Annotated in this window: 19 protein-coding genes and 3 tRNA genes; 10 read left to right on the top strand and 12 right to left on the bottom strand. The window is 52.7% G+C overall.

All coding sequences use genetic code 11. The annotated features are described in order from the left end of the window. Window positions 1–96: 96 nt before the first annotated feature. The 5 genes from FU672_RS14305 to FU672_RS14285 form a co-directional block, all read right to left on the bottom strand. Window positions 97–525: an organic hydroperoxide resistance protein gene (locus FU672_RS14305; RefSeq protein WP_023310299.1), complete on the bottom strand. Its 429-nt coding sequence runs from the start codon at window positions 523–525 to the stop codon at window positions 97–99. 83 nt (window positions 526–608) lie between these two features. Continuing rightward, a complete protein-coding gene (locus FU672_RS14300; RefSeq protein WP_148243709.1) occupies window positions 609–1,061 on the bottom strand; it encodes a MarR family winged helix-turn-helix transcriptional regulator in 453 nt (150 codons plus the stop codon). A 41-nt stretch (window positions 1,062–1,102) separates the two neighbouring features. Beyond that, window positions 1,103–1,744, bottom strand: coding sequence for a TetR/AcrR family transcriptional regulator (locus FU672_RS14295; protein WP_029740024.1), 642 nt, complete (start codon window positions 1,742–1,744; stop codon window positions 1,103–1,105). A gap of 67 nt (window positions 1,745–1,811) precedes the next feature. After that, on the bottom strand, window positions 1,812–2,285 hold the full coding sequence (locus FU672_RS14290) for a threonine/serine exporter (protein WP_020885295.1): 474 nt from the start codon (window positions 2,283–2,285) through the stop codon (window positions 1,812–1,814). Beyond that, window positions 2,276–3,052 carry a threonine/serine exporter family protein gene (locus tag FU672_RS14285; RefSeq protein WP_148243708.1) on the bottom strand — a complete coding sequence of 259 codons (777 nt, stop codon included), beginning with the start codon at window positions 3,050–3,052 and terminating at the stop codon, window positions 2,276–2,278. Before FU672_RS14285 ends, FU672_RS14290 begins: the two co-directional genes overlap by 10 nt. Before the next feature lie 410 nt (window positions 3,053–3,462). Between FU672_RS14285 and FU672_RS14280 the strand changes: the two genes are divergently transcribed. Both FU672_RS14280 and bglJ read left to right on the top strand, forming a co-directional pair. Next, window positions 3,463–4,200: a helix-turn-helix transcriptional regulator gene (locus FU672_RS14280; protein ID WP_148243707.1), complete on the top strand. Its 738-nt coding sequence runs from the start codon at window positions 3,463–3,465 to the stop codon at window positions 4,198–4,200. Then, a complete protein-coding gene (gene bglJ / locus FU672_RS14275) occupies window positions 4,197–4,832 on the top strand; it encodes a DNA-binding transcriptional activator BglJ (RefSeq protein WP_148243746.1) in 636 nt (211 codons plus the stop codon). The genes FU672_RS14280 and bglJ overlap by 4 nt, the downstream gene beginning before the upstream one ends. A gap of 38 nt (window positions 4,833–4,870) precedes the next feature. On the opposite strand, the gene FU672_RS14270 is transcribed toward bglJ, so the two are convergent. Next, window positions 4,871–5,329: a YbaK/EbsC family protein gene (locus tag FU672_RS14270; RefSeq protein ID WP_148243706.1), complete on the bottom strand. Its 459-nt coding sequence runs from the start codon at window positions 5,327–5,329 to the stop codon at window positions 4,871–4,873. A gap of 328 nt (window positions 5,330–5,657) precedes the next feature. Here FU672_RS14270 and FU672_RS14265 point away from each other — a divergent pair, with 328 nt between their 5' ends. Continuing rightward, entirely contained in the window at window positions 5,658–7,004 is a 1,347-nt protein-coding gene (locus FU672_RS14265) for a PTS sugar transporter subunit IIC (protein ID WP_148243705.1), read from the top strand. An 83-nt stretch (window positions 7,005–7,087) separates the two neighbouring features. Here the strand turns inward: FU672_RS14265 and fhuF are convergent, their stop codons facing one another. Together fhuF and FU672_RS14255 are read right to left on the bottom strand one after the other, a co-directional pair. Then, a complete protein-coding gene (gene fhuF / locus FU672_RS14260) occupies window positions 7,088–7,876 on the bottom strand; it encodes a siderophore-iron reductase FhuF (RefSeq protein WP_148243704.1) in 789 nt (262 codons plus the stop codon). 95 nt (window positions 7,877–7,971) lie between these two features. Next, window positions 7,972–9,036, bottom strand: a complete 1,065-nt coding sequence (locus FU672_RS14255) for a GGDEF domain-containing protein (RefSeq protein ID WP_148243703.1) — start codon at window positions 9,034–9,036, stop codon at window positions 7,972–7,974. A 215-nt stretch (window positions 9,037–9,251) separates the two neighbouring features. Here FU672_RS14255 and FU672_RS14250 point away from each other — a divergent pair, with 215 nt between their 5' ends. Next, complete coding sequence (locus FU672_RS14250; RefSeq protein WP_187360817.1) at window positions 9,252–9,521, top strand: DUF1435 domain-containing protein; 270 nt, start codon at window positions 9,252–9,254, stop codon at window positions 9,519–9,521. A gap of 41 nt (window positions 9,522–9,562) precedes the next feature. Here the strand turns inward: FU672_RS14250 and FU672_RS14245 are convergent. From FU672_RS14245 to rsmC, 4 genes are all read right to left on the bottom strand, one after another. Beyond that, window positions 9,563–9,648, bottom strand: a tRNA-Leu gene (locus FU672_RS14245). A 33-nt stretch (window positions 9,649–9,681) separates the two neighbouring features. After that, a tRNA-Leu gene (locus FU672_RS14240) sits at window positions 9,682–9,768 on the bottom strand. 28 nt (window positions 9,769–9,796) lie between these two features. Next, window positions 9,797–9,882: transfer RNA gene (locus FU672_RS14235), tRNA-Leu, on the bottom strand. Window positions 9,883–10,056: 174 nt separating this feature from the next. Continuing rightward, window positions 10,057–11,085 (bottom strand): 16S rRNA (guanine(1207)-N(2))-methyltransferase RsmC, encoded by a 1,029-nt coding sequence (gene rsmC, locus FU672_RS14230; protein ID WP_032660827.1) that lies wholly within the window; start codon window positions 11,083–11,085, stop codon window positions 10,057–10,059. Window positions 11,086–11,187: 102 nt separating this feature from the next. On the opposite strand from rsmC, the gene FU672_RS14225 reads away from it, so the two are divergent. From FU672_RS14225 to FU672_RS14200, 6 genes are all read left to right on the top strand, one after another. Beyond that, entirely contained in the window at window positions 11,188–11,601 is a 414-nt protein-coding gene (locus FU672_RS14225) for a DNA polymerase III subunit psi (RefSeq protein WP_029740017.1), read from the top strand. Then, a complete protein-coding gene (gene rimI / locus FU672_RS14220) occupies window positions 11,570–12,013 on the top strand; it encodes a ribosomal protein S18-alanine N-acetyltransferase (protein WP_125914397.1) in 444 nt (147 codons plus the stop codon). The genes FU672_RS14225 and rimI overlap by 32 nt, the downstream gene beginning before the upstream one ends. 20 nt (window positions 12,014–12,033) lie before the next feature. Beyond that, on the top strand, window positions 12,034–12,711 hold the full coding sequence (gene yjjG / locus FU672_RS14215) for a pyrimidine 5'-nucleotidase (RefSeq protein ID WP_148243702.1): 678 nt from the start codon (window positions 12,034–12,036) through the stop codon (window positions 12,709–12,711). 91 nt (window positions 12,712–12,802) lie between these two features. After that, window positions 12,803–14,392 (top strand): peptide chain release factor 3, encoded by a 1,590-nt coding sequence (prfC, locus tag FU672_RS14210; RefSeq protein ID WP_148243701.1) that lies wholly within the window; start codon window positions 12,803–12,805, stop codon window positions 14,390–14,392. Window positions 14,393–14,691: 299 nt separating this feature from the next. Then, entirely contained in the window at window positions 14,692–15,309 is a 618-nt protein-coding gene (osmY, locus tag FU672_RS14205; protein ID WP_028016591.1) for a molecular chaperone OsmY, read from the top strand. Window positions 15,310–15,436: 127 nt separating this feature from the next. After that, window positions 15,437–15,598, top strand: a complete 162-nt coding sequence (locus FU672_RS14200) for a DUF1328 domain-containing protein (protein WP_003856556.1) — start codon at window positions 15,437–15,439, stop codon at window positions 15,596–15,598. Window positions 15,599–15,610: the final 12 nt, after the last annotated feature.

The raw sequence follows: 15,610 nt of genomic DNA, 5'->3' as shown, positions 1-15,610 counted from the left end.
GAGAGGATGAGGGGATGGAGGGGATTTCCCCGGTGGCGCTGCGCTTACCGGGGCTACAGTCGTAGGTCTGATAAGCGCAGCGCCATCAGGCATTTATCACGCGATGATATTCAGGGTCACGTCGATGTTGCCGCGGGTCGCGTTAGAGTACGGGCAAACAATGTGCGCCGCATCGACCAGCTTTTTGGCTTCCGCGGGATCCATCCCCTCAACGTGGATATTCAGTTTTGCTTCGATACCAAAACCGGTTGGCAGCGGGCCAATACCCACTTCGCCTTCAATAAAGGCATCTTTTGGCAGGGTAAATTTGTCGCGCGCGGCCACGAACTTCATCGCGCCCAGGAAGCAGGCAGAGTAGCCGGCAGCAAACAGCTGCTCAGGGTTCGTCACTTCTCCCCCCATGCCGCCCATCTCTTTTGGCACGCCCAGTTTTACGTCCAGTACGCCATCGGAAGAGGTGGCACGACCGTCACGGCCACCGGTTGCTTTGGCTTTGGCGGTATAAACGACTTTTTCTAAAGACATGGCAGATTCCTCATCTTACTTTAATGTGCGCTATTGAATAGTGTGCGATGTATCTGGGTAATAATCACGCGTAAAGTATAGCTTTACGCGCGGTGTAGCTGTTGTCGAAAAAGTTCGAGCTGCTGTTTGAGCGCCAGCAGGGTGTCGGTATCACACTGCGCTGCGCAACCCACCGCATGGGGGATACCCAATGCCTGCTGCTGAAGTTCACGTCCCGCTTCACTCAGGGTGACGGCGACCTGACGTTCGTCTTTACGCGAACGGTGACGGTTGATGAGCCCGGCGCCTTCCAGCCGTTTCAACAGCGGCGTCAGGGTCGCAGAGTCCAGAAACAGCCGTTCGCCGATGTCCGACACCGTCATATCATCCTGCTCCCACAGCACCAGCATCACCAGGTATTGCGGGTAGGTCAGGTTCAGCGGTGCCAGCAGTTGCCGGTACAGCTTGTTAAGCGCCAGATTTGCCGAATAGAGGGCAAAGCAGAGCTGGTTATCCAGCTTGAGCGCAGCGGTTGCGTCGTTCGTTTTCGCGTTCATGTAATGAATATAGATAGTGCGCGATTTAATTGCAAGCAATTTTATGGGCAGGTGTAGCGGAGCGCTACCTGAACGGCCATTTTGCGGTAGTGCTGGCGCTGAGCCTGTTCGTCCGCACCGTCTTCAAACAGGAGCGTGAAGGTGTAGCTGTTGGCTACGTAGTGAAAGCTGAAGCTGCTTATCAGGCGGTGAAGATCGCGGGCGTCGACCGTCTGGCTGAAGAGCTGTTTTTCTTTACCCCGGCGAAGGATCTCCTCCAGCAGGTCGAGCGCGCTGCGGTTGACCTGGCGAAGATAGCTCGACTGCTGCATAAAGCGGCCACGCTGCATGTTTTCCATGCAGATAATCCGGATGTAGTCTGGATGGTCGGCATGATAGTCAAAGGTGGCTTCAACCAGGTCGACCAACGCTTCGACGGGGGGCATTCCCGCCAGGCTTAGCGCTTTTTCACTGGCGCGAATCTGGGTGTAAACGTGTTCCAGCACCAGGAGATAGAGATTCTCTTTATTCTTAAAATGGTAAACCACCATGCGTTTGGTGGTACCCGCTTTCTCCGCGATCTGCTCCATGCGGGCACCGTTCAATCCATACTCGGCAAAAAGCGCGATGGCGCTCTGAAAAATTTTCTCTTTCAGGCTGGATTCTTCACTGTGCTCGGGGTGTTCGCTGCCAGGGTTAGCCACATCCTTTCCTTATTTTCACCAAACGGACCAGAAGGATTATCTCCATGGCAGCGAAATAACACAAATATCAAACGCGTGGGCGTTTGCGGTATAGCCATAGTCCGGGGATCGACAGCCCGATAGAGAGCGCGCCGACGATGGACGACGCTTTAAGAAAGTTGCTCAGGAGGAGGATCATCTGAGGCTCGGTGTAGCCAAAATGGCTGATTTTCACCGCGGAAATCATCGCCGTATACGCAGATATGCCCGGGAACATCGGGATCACGGCGGCGACGGTGAATACTTTGGGATGCGCCAGATACCAGCGCGACCACTGGATGCCGATACTGCCGACCAGCATAGACGCCATGAATGTTGACCATTCGATGTTAAAACCCGCGGTCATCATCACCATTCGCGAGCCATGGCCAATCGCGCCCAGCAGCGCACACCACGGCAGCGCGCGTTGCGGAACGTTAAATACCATCGCAAAGCCGACGGCAGGAATGGCGGCCAGAAGCATGTCCTGCGCCAGCGCCAGCAGAAAATCTATCACGCCCATCCGCGTAACCCCCAGAGTGTCATGGCCATGACCACGCCAATGCAGGTCGCCAGCGTCAGCAGGCTGGCGATAGCCCAGCGTGCCAGACCGGTATTGATGTGCCCTTTAAACATGTCGGCGACGGCGTTGATCAACGGAAAGCCTGGGACCAGCAGAAGCACGCTGGCGGCCATGGCAATCGTCGGGGTGTTAGCAAACTGCGGCAGGCGCAGAAGCAGGCCGGAAACTGTGGTGGCGACAAACGCGGTAATGCAGAAGTTAATTTGCGGATGCAGCTGTCTGTGCGTCAGCAGCTGGCGAACATACATGGCGATACTGCTGGCGAAAAAGGTGACGATCGCGCCGTCCCAGCCGCCTTTATTGAGCTTACAAAAGCAGGCGCACGACAGCCCTACCATCAACACGACAAGCCAGCGCGGATAACGTAATGGCTTAATTTGGTTGAACCGTTTTTCAATTTCATGGAGATCGAGAAGCTTATGTTCAGCAAGGATGACAATGTGCTGCACTTCGGTCACGACGTGCATGTTAATGCCACGGTCATGGTTTTTGCGGGTGGAGGTCAGGCACTGACCGTCTTTGATCGTGGTCAGCACAATGGCGTTGGATGAGATCGCGCTTTCAACGCTATCCATACCCAGCGCCAGTCCCAGCCGGGTGGAAAGCTCCTCAACCAGCGCGCTTTCCGCGCCGTGCTGGAGCAGAAAAAGACCGCACTGAATACATAGCCGCGTGATAGCACGCTGCGTTGACCGATCTGCCTGCATGTATTGTCCTGAAGAAGATGGAAAGTTGCCGGTTGGCCCATAGTGATTACTTTTAGCACAAAGTGCAGTGCCTCTTGCTGTGGGCCAGATCAAGGTTTATGCAAACAGTTGCAGCCCGTATCGCGAAAGGGGGCTGGATTAATTTATCAATGCAGTGAATTATTAATGTGAAAATATAAAATATTTGTATTTAGTTATTCTAATTTTATATTGTCGTTATTTTAATGGCTCCGCAATTAAATTTGTTTGCGCTTTATGAGATATTACCGTTGTTTTAGGCATTTCTTAAACTAAGAACACATCTCATCTTCTGCTTGTATTAATCAGTTTTACACTCAGGGACGAAAATACCCATACATTGATGCGTCTTAACGTGACTCATCAAATGAAGAATGGACACGGAGGGGTCTATGTTGTCATTGCATGGTAAACATGGCGTTGTCATTAGCCGGATACCCGTAATGCAAAACGGGTTAGGGGGCGTGATGGCACGCCATTTCCCGGATTTTGAATTGACCTATTGCCGCTCGCTGCAGGAGTTAACGCTGCTCCAGTTACGCCGCGCAGATGTCATTATTGCCGATATTTCAGGTGAATACAGGAATCCTCGGGGCACCCTCGAAGAGTATTACGGTTTATTGAATCAATACCGGGATATTCACTGGATCTTTTTAGTTTCGCGGCCGCTTTACCCTATTGCGGTTGAGTTGCTTATGCGCCCGGAAAGTACGTTGCTGTCTGATATGGAGCCCATTGAAGGCGTGGTTAACGCTATTCGGGCAGGTAGCGAGCGGGCAGAGCGGATAAGCCAGACGTTATTAACCCCGGAACCTAAAAGTACGGAGGATGAAGACGAACACGTTATTGCGCTCACGCACTCCGAACGCAAGGTATTGCGTCTGTTAGGTAAAGGATGGGGGATTAACCAAATCGCCACATTGCTCAAGAAGAGCAATAAAACCATCAGTGCGCAGAAAAACAGTGCGATGCGACGGCTGTCATTACGCAGTAATGCCGATATGTACGCCTGGATCAACAGTTCGCAGGGAATGAGAGAGCTGAGTTTGATGTCAGCCTATGGAGAGTTCGAGGAATGGAAAAAACCGATTCAACAAGACATATCGCCATCGTCGAAAATTGCACGATGAGTGCTGTTGGGCTACAGCATCTTTTTGCGATGCCCGGCCTGAATCATTATCAGCTGCATCTGTTTAGCGAATTTGACAGCTTTAAGAAAGCACTTCAGCACGTCAATTTTTTCTCGCTGATCTATTCACTTTCCGATGCGCGAGAAGAACGTCGTAACTGTCTGGCGCACCTGCGGGATCTCGCGTTTACGCATGGTCATATCCAGCGCATTATCCTGGTCGCTGATGAGACGGAAGCACGGTTAATTAGCCATCTTTCGCCGTCACGACTTCACGGTGTGGTCAGTAAATCGCTGACGCTTGACCATCTGCAGGAGGAACTCATGGTGTTGTTGAGTGAAACGCTGCGCATCAATGACAATATGATGAATCACTGGTACCGGAGTCAAAACAGAATGTTAAGCCCAACGGAACGGGCAATATTGCGTTATATGTCTTGCGGCTATTCCATTCCTCAAATCGCGGCACAGCTTGAACGCAATATTAAGACCATCCGGGCGCATAAGTTTAATGCGATGGTGAAGCTGGGGGTGAATTCCGATGTGGGCTTGCTTGATGCGGCGGATATTATTACCCACCTTCCGGCAAGGGAACCGCGAAGTTCGGCACTCAGCAAGCCGACCTTTTTATAACCTGCCTGTTGCGCGCCAGACAGGCTCTGGCGCATCAATCAGATGCAAACATCAACCCACTTTGCGGAAGTCAGCTCTGCCATTCTGTCAGGTGAAATACGCACGGCGCTATGAATTGCACCTGCGGCGGGCAGCACTTCGGCGTACTGCTTTAACGAGATATCGCAGTAAACCGCAAGCGGATTTTCCAGTCCGAAGGGGCACACACCGCCAACGGGATGACCGGTGATGGTCACCACTTCATCACTGCTGAGCATGCGCGCTTTCGCACCAAACGTGTCTTTTAGCTTTTTGTTATCCAGACGCGCATCACCTTTCGCCACCACCAGAATCACCTCATTTTTCACCTTTAAGGATAAGGTCTTGGCGATCTGTCCCGGTTCAACACAGTGGGCGGCAGCAGCCAACGCAACGGTAGCGGTACTCTGGCTAAGTTCAATTACGTCTATATCCGGCGCGTTGTCGGCAAAAAACTGCTGTACAGACTGCAAACTCATTGTTTCCTCCTGACAAATATCCTGCGTAATCTGTCATAAGAATTTATGCTCTGTAAATATCTCTTACGTAACAAATATCCCGAACGGCTGATTTCTGGATCCTCTTCACAATCACGGAAACCGGTTACAGTAACCGGTTGCAGAGCGTGATGCGTCGATTAATACTGAGTACGTAACGTCCCCTGTATCCAATAATAAGAGCAAATTATGAAACCATTCCGTCTGAGCAGTACCACTGGTACACAAGCCAGCAAGGTTGTGAAGCTGATTTATGGAACAACGTGCGGCGCAAATGTGCCCGTAATAAACGTCTGACAGGAGATCTGCCATGTCTGCCAACCATGCTGCGTTTAACCTGATATTCCGTTTTGTTGAAAATTACGTTAGCCCGATTGCCGGGCGGATCTCCTCCCAGCGTCATGTCATGGCTATTCGTGATGGGTTCATCTCCGCGATGCCATTTATGATTGTGGGTTCATTTCTGTTAGTGTTCGCTTACCCACCGTTTTCGCCTGATACCACCTGGGGTTTCGCCCGCGCCTGGCTGGATATGGCGAAGCAGTTTGAAGGCCAGATCCTGACGCCGTTTGATATGACGATGGGCGTTATGTCCATTTATATCTGTGCGGCCATTGCCTATAACCTTGGCAAACACTATGTCAAATCGCACCAGTTAGACCCGTTTATGTGCGCCATGCTGTCGCTGATGGCGTTTCTGCTGGTCGCGGCACCGAAAACCAAAGGCACGCTTCCTGTCGACAGCCTGGGTGGGACGGGTATTTTTACCGCGATTCTGGTGGCGATCTACTGCGTTGAGATGATGCGTTTCCTCAAAGCGCATAATATCGGTATTCGTCTGCCGGACCAGGTTCCTCCGATGATCAAAAACTCTTTTGATCTGCTGATCCCGGTGCTGGTGGTGGTGTTGACGCTCTATCCTCTGAGCCTGGTCATTCAGTCTCAGTTTGGCATGCTGATCCCGCAGGCCATTATGTCGGTCTTTAAACCTCTGGTTTCCGCAGCGGATTCTCTGCCTGCGATCCTGCTGGCCGTGCTGATTGGCCATCTGCTGTGGTTCGCCGGGATCCACGGAGCCGCCATCGTCTCCGGGATGCTGCAGATGTTCTGGCTGACTAACCTGGGCGCTAACCAGACCGCGCTGGCCGCCAGCCAGCCTCTGCCGCATATTTTTATGGAGGCGTTCTGGACATTCTTTATCGTGATTGGCGGGTCGGGAGCCACGATGGGGCTGGTGATTTGCTATCTGCGTAGCCGTTCAGCGCATTTACGCTCTATCGGGCGTTTGAGCGTGGTACCCAGCTTCTTTAACATCAACGAACCCGTCATTTTCGGTACGCCGATTGTGATGAACCCGGTGTTCTTTATTCCGTTCCTGCTGGCACCGATGGTAAATGCCGTGCTGGCCTGGGCGGCGATGACGTTTGATCTGATTGGCCGCGTCATCTCAGTGGTTCCCTGGACGGCACCGGCGCCGATAGGCGCAGCGTGGGCTCTGGGCTGGGATTTCCGCGCGGCTATTCTGGTTGTGGTTCTGGCCTGCGTATCGGCAATCATCTACTACCCGTTCTTCAAAGTGTACGAGAAGCAGCTGCTGGAGCAGGAAGCGGAAGAAGCGCAGCGTAACGCGGAAGAGGACAATCAGCAGGTGGCCTAGGTAAAAGCAAAACGGCAACTCATGTTGCCGTTTTTAGTTTTTGTAGGCCCGGTAAGCGCAGCGCCACCGGGCAATTCACTGCACTACTTCAGCGTGCAATCTCCGCACTGCTTAACGTCCGGCAGGCGGTAGCGCTGGCAGCAGGTGCGACGGACCAGAAGCCCATCACGGAGCACGACGGTACGGAATAACGGGTTGTCACGGCCATCGGAAAGCTGTTTTGCAAAGAAACAGGACTGACGCAGGGCATCAACGTTCTCATCACCAAGCAGAGGCTTCATTTCCGTTAAATACCAGTGGATTAAATAGCCCGTATTGCTCCAGATAAGCTTCGCGTTAATCTCTCCCGTCGCTTCAAGCGCTTCTACCACCGGGATCAGGGCCTGCATGATAAGCCGCTCCATACGTTCCTGAGCCGTCAGGCGCTCAGCGTTGTGGTCTTCGTGGAGATCAATCCAGAAACAGGCTGCACGCCCGGTTTCGTGAAACTCAACGTGGAAATTATCCGGCGAGAGTTCCAGCATGCTCTTTTGCGTTAACAGCGCCAGCATGAGGGGAGGCACCATCAGCCCGATATACCACTGTGCCCAGAGAGAGAGCAGAGGTTTATTTTCCCGCGTAAGGGTGGGCTGATTGCGATAGATATGGTCGGAATAGGTGGCCAGCAGCGATTGCAGTTTTGTCGGCTGTCGCCACTCTGAGAGCGTCATGGCGTGGTGCGGGTGCGCTTCATCAAGCCGGATAAAGTCCAGCAGGTGGGCGCGAGTCTCCGCAATCTTATCCCGTATGGCATCCGCAAGCGAAGCATTCCCGCTGGTGAGGGGCGCTCGCCAGAGGAGGGGTTCGACGATGTGTGCGGTATGCGTGGCCATAGTATAGATAGAAATCTAAATGATAATGATTGCCAATCCTAACTATTGCTCATACCAATGGCAAGACTTTTGTCCTGGTGACATCGCCGTGATGTTTACGCCGACTGCAGCTCTTCACTCAACAGAATATTATTGCGCCCCATATGCTTTGCTTCGTAGAGGGCTTTGTCCGCTTTTTCCAGCGCGCCTTCCACGTCTTCATCCTCGAAAATAGCAATACCAATGCTGATGGTGACGTTTGTCGCGACACTCTCGTTAAACAGATGCGGGATTTTCAAATCGTAGACTTTCTGACGGATCCGCTCGGCCGTCTGGCGAGCATGTTCGAGTGAAATATTGGTTAGCAGCACCATAAACTCTTCCCCGCCAAAACGCGCCACAATATCACGAGAACGCACGGCGTCGCGGATTGCCGCAGAGACGCGTTTCAGCGCCTGGTCGCCCATCATATGGCCATAATGGTCGTTATAAGCTTTGAAGTGATCGATATCCATCAGCAGGACAAAGTGCTCGCCATTTTCTACCGTCGGCAGGTTCTCCAGACGGCTTTGCAGACCGCGACGATTATAGAGCCCGGTGAGCGGGTCCATCATGCTGAGATCGGTAAGGGTTTCTCGCTCTTCCAGCAGGCGTGAGAGCAATTCCTGAGCGAAACGATCGTTACGTCTTTGCAAAATGTTATGAATAGCAATTGCTACCACAGGAAGTGCGAAAGAATAGGTCATTCTCAGCCATATATCGTGATCGCTTAGCCACAGGCAGACAATAAAGGTGGGCAATGAGTGCAGCGTAAATGCTTTGATATTACTGGCGAATGCCAGCGTTCCGATAAAAAGCACCGTTAAGAGGGCGATTAACAAATACGTCGCATGGTCGTGGGAAATTAAGGAGAATTTGGACACAATTTGCCAGGCCCACAAAATACCGAAGATCCCTGAAACAACAGGAATATTTATCTTCCGCGCTTTCTTTCTCCAGTGCCAGACGAACAGCCCGGTGCTGATGGAGAAAATAGCAATAAGTGGGGCTGATAACAGGCGTACAGAATTGAGCGGGTTTGTTACCGAGAACACTGCTGAGGTTGCGTTCAGAAATAAAAACAAACGTAACGACAATTGATATTTTCTGTGAACCAAAGACCGCCAGGATTGTGATGTCATAGTCGTGCGTTTTTATTAAAATTTAATTAAAACAAATAAGTAGGTGTTGTTTCGCAATAAAATATGCAAAAAACTCAAAGAGTAATTATCAGAAAATCTTTAGATGTTGTTAACAGGTGTGCAATTTATCACCTTAGGCAATTCCTGTCATTACGGGAAAGGTAAAGGTCGATGGATTTTGATTCATTCAGCTGACAAATGATAATCTCTGCCATATGATATTGGTTATCATTATCGTTGTGAGAGGGCGGATCATGTTGAACAGGGCGCTGGGAAGTGGTTGGGGGGTATTGCTACCGGGAGCCATTCTCGGCGGTTTGATGTTTGCCGATCTCTCCCTTGATACCTGGAAAGCGATCATTGTGTCAGGACTGTTAGTCACGTCAGGGATGATCTGGCATAAGCAACTTCGGCACTTTGTTTTACTGCCATCCTGTGTAGCACTGGTCAGCGGAATTCTGGTAATACTGATGAGTTTGAAATAACAGGGAAAACGAGAGGTACTTCAGAAGGGATGTAAGATAATTGGTGCGAGGGGGGGGACTCGAACCCCCACATCCTAAGGACACTAACACCTGAAGCTAGCGCGTCTACCAATTCCGCCACCTTCGCACAGTCATCTTACTATTGTTGATATCGCCTCGTTGGTGCGAGGGGGGGGACTCGAACCCCCACATCCGTAAGGACACTAACACCTGAAGCTAGCGCGTCTACCAATTCCGCCACCTTCGCCCAGTGCGAGCAATATCATTGTGATTTATGGTGCGAGGGGGGGGACTCGAACCCCCACATCCAAAGGACACTAACACCTGAAGCTAGCGCGTCTACCAATTCCGCCACCTTCGCATACCATCGATACTGTAAAAGTATCGTAACCACGGAGGCGCATTCTAGATGTTTTCAGCTTTACGTCAACAGAAAAGTGCGCGCCTTTTATTGATTGCTGCAAAAATGGCCGGAACGGAGACGCCTGCTTGCCGGATGGCGCTGGCGCTTATCCGGCAAGCATTGCATGGCGAATTATTTCTTTGCCTGACGCGTCATCACGGTACGGTAGACCTTAAAGCGACCGGTCTGGGCGATCACTTCGTGGAAGCCGAAGGTTTCGTCCAGCACTTTCGGGTACGCCAGGAAGGCGTTAGCGACAATACGCAGCTCACCGCCGCTGTTAAGATGACGGGTTGCGCCACGGATAAGCGTTTGCGCGGCTTCAAGGCTGGTCTCCATGCCGTCGTGGAACGGCGGGTTAGAGATGATCATATCGAAGCGACCGGTGATGTCAGAGAAGACGTTGCTGGCAATCACCTCGCCTTCAATGCCGTTTGCGGCAAGCGTTGCGCGGCTGGCTTCTACCGCCGGGGCGCTCACGTCACACAGGGTTAAACGTACTTTTGGGGAATGGCTGGCGAGCACGGTAGAGAGCACGCCCGCGCCGCAGCCCACGTCCAGCACTTTGCCTTTGGTATGCGGCGTCAGAGTGGAGAGCAGCAGCTTGCTACCTGTATCCAGCGCATCACGGCTGAACACGCCCGGCAGGGTTTTGATGGTCAGACCGTCAAGCTGGTACTCGTCCCAGTAAGCCTGTGGATCAAACGTTGTCTGTTTTTCCAGACGGCCATGGTACAGACCACAGCGGCGAGCGCTGTCGACTTTATTCAGCGGCGCGTAGCCTTCCAGCATCTGTTCAGCGCTACGCACGCCGCTGCGGTTCTCACCCACCACGAAAATATCGCAGCCGACCGGCAGCAGGGAGAGCAGGTTCATCAGCTGGAACTGGGCTTCCGGTTTATTCTTCGGCCAGTAGTAAATCAGCGTGTCGCAGTCGGCAATATCGCTCTGCTCCGCCACCAGGCTAAAGCGCGCGCGCTCGCCCATCTGGCGGCTCAGCACCTGCCAGTGGTGGTAGTATTGGGTGTGGGCACGGCTTTCAGCACAGTCGAAACGCGCAGGCAGGTCATCCTGCATATCTCCGGCAAACAGAATACGGCTTTCTTCGAAATCATCACTGTGACGCAGCAAGACTTCACTTGCCGGGGTAAATGCAGACATGAATTGTTCCTCAATAAACTCAGGCGGGGATTATAGTAGGTAGATGGCGCACTTTCGACACATTTGCTATATTTGCGCGCCTGAGAGACAGGAGTTTTCCCTATGACATCCCGACGAGACTGGCAGTTGCAGCAGCTGGGCATAACCCAGTGGGCCTTGCGTCGCCCGACGGCGTTGCAGGGCGAAATCGCCATTTCCATCCCTGCGCACGTTCGCCTGGTGATGGTGGCGGAAGAACTGCCTGCCCTGAATGAACCCCTGATCGATGATGTCCTTCGCAGCCTGAAGATGACGGCCGATCAGGTTTTACAGCTGACGCCAGAGCGTGTCGCGATGCTTCCTCCTGATAGCCGCTGTAACAGCTGGCGTATCGGAGAGACAAACGAGATCCCCCTCCAGGGGAGCCAGATCTGCACGCCAGCGCTGGATGAACTGAAAGCCAACCCAAAAGCGCGCAGCGCGCTATGGCAACAAATCTGCGAATATGAACACGATTTCTTCCCTCACGACGCCTGACCTGACCACAGCGTTTGCGATTGAAACACGCGCCCACGCGTTTCCGTGGAGCGAAAAAACCTTCGCCAGCAATCAGGGCGAACGGTATCTGAACTACCGCCTGGACGTTGACGGCACCCTGGCCGCCTTCGCGATCACGCAGGTTGTTCTTGATGAAGCGACGCTGTTTAATATCGCGGTTGATCCCGCGTTCCAGCGCCGTGGGCTGGGAAGAGAACTGCTCGAGCACCTCATCCGTGAGCTCGAAACCCGTGACGTTTTCACCCTGTGGCTGGAGGTGCGCGCGTCGAATGTCGCCGCCATCGCGCTCTATGAAAGTTTAGGCTTTAACGAGGCGACAATCCGCCGTAACTACTACCCCACCGCAGAGGGACGTGAAGACGCCATCATAATGGCTCTGCCGATTGGATAATAAAAAATAAGGTTGTAACGATGAAATGGGACTGGATTTTCTTTGATGCCGACGAAACGCTGTTTACGTTTGATTCGTTCGGCGGCCTGCAGCGGATGTTTCTCGACTATAGCGTGACCTTCACCGCTGAAGATTTTCAGGACTATCAGGCGGTAAACAAGCCGCTGTGGGTGGATTACCAGAACGGTGCCATCACCGCGTTACAACTTCAGCACCAGCGTTTTGACGTCTGGGCGGAACGTTTAAAGGTCAGTCCGGGGACGCTGAATGAGGCCTTCCTGAACGCGATGGCCGATATCTGTGCGCCACTGCCGGGCGCGGTTTCCCTGCTGAATGCGTTGAAAGGCAAGGTGAAACTGGGGATCATTACCAACGGTTTTACCGCTCTGCAGCAGATCCGCCTTGAGCGCACCGGCCTGCGCGATCATTTCGACGCGCTGGTGATCTCGGAAGAGGTGGGTGTACCTAAACCGGATCCGCGTATTTTCGATTATGCGCTGTCGCAGGCCGGTCATCCCGACCGCGAACGCGTACTGATGGTGGGTGATACGGCAGAGTCAGATATTCTGGGCGGCATGAATGCCGGTCTGTCGACCGTCTGGCTCAATGCGCATGGCCGCGTGAAGCCTGAAGGCATTGAGCCGACCTGGACCGTGACGTCGTTGAACGAACTGGAGCAACTCCTGTGTAAACAATGATTGCCTGCCCCCCATTGATGGGTAAAATAGCCGCAATTTTGTATTCCATGATGCGTGGCGTGCTGCCGCGCTTATAAAAGAAGATTTGATTATGACGTTGTCTCCTTATCTGCAAGAGGTGGCCAAGCGCCGCACTTTTGCCATTATCTCGCACCCGGATGCCGGTAAAACGACCATCACTGAGAAGGTGTTGCTGTTCGGACAGGCGATCCAGACTGCGGGTACCGTTAAAGGCCGTGGCTCCAGCCAGCATGCAAAATCTGACTGGATGGAGATGGAAAAGCAGCGTGGTATTTCGATTACCACCTCCGTGATGCAGTTCCCGTATCACGACTGCCTGGTGAACCTGCTGGACACCCCGGGCCACGAAGACTTCTCCGAAGATACTTACCGTACCCTGACGGCGGTGGACTGCTGTCTGATGGTGATCGACGCCGCGAAAGGTGTAGAAGACAGGACACGTAAGCTGATGGAAGTCACTCGTCTGCGCGATACGCCGATCCTCACCTTTATGAACAAACTCGACCGTGACATCCGCGATCCGATGGAAGTGATGGACGAAGTGGAAAGCGAGCTGAAGATCGCCTGTGCGCCCATCACCTGGCCAATTGGCTGCGGTAAGCTGTTCAAAGGGGTGTATCACCTCTATAAAGACGAAACCTACCTGTATCAGACCGGTAAAGGCCACACCATTCAGGAAGTCCGCGTGGTGAAAGGTCTGGACAACCCGGATCTGGATGCGGCAGTCGGTGAAGAGCTGGCTGCGCAGCTGCGCGACGAGCTGGAGCTGGTAAAAGGCGCGTCTCACGAGTTCGACAAAGAGCTGTTCCTGAGCGGCGAAATTACCCCGGTCTTCTTTGGTACCGCGCTGGGTAACTTCGGCGTTGACCACATGCTGGACGGTCTGGTGGAGTGGGCGCCGCGCCCGATGCCGCGCAAAACCGACACCCGTGAAGTGGAAGCGCAGGAAGAGAAGTTCACCGGCTTCGTGTTCAAAATTCAGGCCAACATGGACCCGAAACACCGCGACCGCGTGGCCTTTATGCGCGTGGTATCCGGTAAATATGAAAAGGGCATGAAGCTGCGCCAGGTGCGTATCGGTAAAGACGTGGTGATTTCCGATGCGCTGACCTTTATGGCGGGCGATCGCTCCCACGTTGAAGAAGCGTATCCGGGCGACATCATCGGTCTGCACAACCACGGCACTATTCAGATCGGTGATACCTTCACTCAGGGCGAGATGATGAAGTTCACGGGTATTCCGAACTTCGCACCGGAGCTGTTCCGTCGTATCCGTCTGCGCGACCCGCTGAAGCAGAAACAGCTGCTGAAAGGCCTGGTTCAGCTCTCCGAAGAGGGTGCCGTGCAGGTGTTCCGCCCGATCGCGAACAACGATTTGATCGTTGGCGCGGTCGGTGTGCTGCAGTTCGACGTGGTTGTTGCGCGTCTGAAGAGCGAGTACAACGTGGAAGCGATTTACGAGTCAGTGAACGTGGCGACGGCGCGCTGGGTTGAGTGTTCCGACGTGAAGAAATTCGAAGAATTTAAGCGTAAGAACGAAATTCAGCTGGCGCTGGATGGCGGCGATAACCTGACCTATATCGCGCCAACCATGGTGAACCTGAACCTGACGCAGGAACGTTATCCTGACGTTCAGTTCCGTAAAACCCGCGAGCACTAATCCCCTCTCAGAGCACGGCTGCCGCCGTGCTCTTCTTTAATTCCTGTCTTATTAATCCCTTGCGGAATGTTCTTAATTCAACGCAATTTCACGCTATTCGCGCGTTTTTTACCCAATTCTGAAAGCGGCTCTGTGAGAGTGATCTATATTTAACTCAGTGTTTAACACCGGGCGTGGATAAATTAACTGTTCAATGCATGACTTTAGGTTATCCATTTTGCCCGTGTGTTTATTCGCAATATATAAAACTACTAAGGAAGTATGTAGCCCGAATAACGGGTCAACACAGGAATAGATCGATGAATATGACAAGACTGAAGATTTCTAAAACTCTGCTGGCTGTGACTCTGGGTAGCGTTCTGGTGAGCGGTTCCGCCCTGGCGGAAAGCAGCACAATGGATAAAGCACAGTCCACGGCCGATACCGCAGGGCAAAAAATCGATAGCTCTATGAATAAAGTCGGCAATTTCATGGATGACAGCTCAATCACAGCAAAAGTGAAAGCCGCACTGGTGGATGATGAAGCCATCAAGAGCACCGATATTTCCGTTAAGACCGACAAGAAAGTGGTCACGCTGAGCGGCTTCGTGGAAAGCCAGGCTCAGGCCGAACAGGCGGTGAAAGTCGCTAAGGGCGTCGAAGGTGTTGCCTCCGTCAGCGATAAGCTGCACGTACGTGACAGCAAAAACGCGTCGGTGAAAGGTTATGCCGGTGATGCCGCTACGACCAGCGAAATCAAAGCTAAACTTTTAGCAGATGACATCGTGCCATCCCGTAAGGTGAAAGTGGAAACCACCGATGGTGTGGTTCAGCTTTCCGGTACGGTAGATTCGCAGGCGCAAAGTGAACGTGCCGAGTCCATCGCAAAAGCGATTGATGGTGTGAAAAGCGTTAAAAACGATCTGAAAACGAAGTAAATCTGGACCATTCGCCCGTCTGGCTAACACCTGCGGGCGAAATAAAAACGACTCTGGAAAAACGCCGGTGAGTGACCTGAGCGCTCACATTTAGCGGCCGACATTAACTATGGTAAAGGAGAAGCTTATGTTTCGTTGGGGCATTATATTTCTGGTTATCGCGTTAATTGCCGCCGCATTGGGCTTTGGTGGACTGGCAGGTACAGCGGCATGGGCAGCTAAAATTGTCTTCGTTGTGGGTATTATTCTGTTCCTGGTCAGCCTGTTTACGGGGCGTCGACGTCCGTAGCAAATGCAATAT

Origin of the sequence: Enterobacter asburiae (assembly GCF_008080435.1) — a bacterium.
GTDB lineage: Bacteria > Pseudomonadota > Gammaproteobacteria > Enterobacterales > Enterobacteriaceae > Enterobacter > Enterobacter asburiae_C.
Note: the sequence above shows the minus strand (reverse complement) of the source record. Positions and strands in the feature narration are given on the sequence as shown.

Coding starts and splice junctions, on each gene's coding strand:
- rimI (WP_125914397.1), top strand. CDS start 11,570: ATGAACACGATTTCTTCCCTCACGACGCCTGACCTGACCACAGCGTTT.
- FU672_RS14290 (WP_020885295.1), bottom strand. CDS start 2,285: ATGGGCGTGATAGATTTTCTGCTGGCGCTGGCGCAGGACATGCTTCTG.
- fhuF (WP_148243704.1), bottom strand. CDS start 7,876: ATGGCCACGCATACCGCACACATCGTCGAACCCCTCCTCTGGCGAGCG.
- prfC (WP_148243701.1), top strand. CDS start 12,803: ATGACGTTGTCTCCTTATCTGCAAGAGGTGGCCAAGCGCCGCACTTTT.
- FU672_RS14270 (WP_148243706.1), bottom strand. CDS start 5,329: ATGAGTTTGCAGTCTGTACAGCAGTTTTTTGCCGACAACGCGCCGGAT.
- yjjG (WP_148243702.1), top strand. CDS start 12,034: ATGAAATGGGACTGGATTTTCTTTGATGCCGACGAAACGCTGTTTACG.
- bglJ (WP_148243746.1), top strand. CDS start 4,197: ATGAGTGCTGTTGGGCTACAGCATCTTTTTGCGATGCCCGGCCTGAAT.
- FU672_RS14305 (WP_023310299.1), bottom strand. CDS start 525: ATGTCTTTAGAAAAAGTCGTTTATACCGCCAAAGCCAAAGCAACCGGT.
- FU672_RS14225 (WP_029740017.1), top strand. CDS start 11,188: ATGACATCCCGACGAGACTGGCAGTTGCAGCAGCTGGGCATAACCCAG.
- osmY (WP_028016591.1), top strand. CDS start 14,692: ATGAATATGACAAGACTGAAGATTTCTAAAACTCTGCTGGCTGTGACT.
- FU672_RS14285 (WP_148243708.1), bottom strand. CDS start 3,052: ATGCAGGCAGATCGGTCAACGCAGCGTGCTATCACGCGGCTATGTATT.
- FU672_RS14280 (WP_148243707.1), top strand. CDS start 3,463: ATGTTGTCATTGCATGGTAAACATGGCGTTGTCATTAGCCGGATACCC.
- FU672_RS14265 (WP_148243705.1), top strand. CDS start 5,658: ATGTCTGCCAACCATGCTGCGTTTAACCTGATATTCCGTTTTGTTGAA.
- rsmC (WP_032660827.1), bottom strand. CDS start 11,085: ATGTCTGCATTTACCCCGGCAAGTGAAGTCTTGCTGCGTCACAGTGAT.
- FU672_RS14300 (WP_148243709.1), bottom strand. CDS start 1,061: ATGAACGCGAAAACGAACGACGCAACCGCTGCGCTCAAGCTGGATAAC.
- FU672_RS14250 (WP_187360817.1), top strand. CDS start 9,252: ATGATATTGGTTATCATTATCGTTGTGAGAGGGCGGATCATGTTGAAC.
- FU672_RS14255 (WP_148243703.1), bottom strand. CDS start 9,036: ATGACATCACAATCCTGGCGGTCTTTGGTTCACAGAAAATATCAATTG.
- FU672_RS14200 (WP_003856556.1), top strand. CDS start 15,437: ATGTTTCGTTGGGGCATTATATTTCTGGTTATCGCGTTAATTGCCGCC.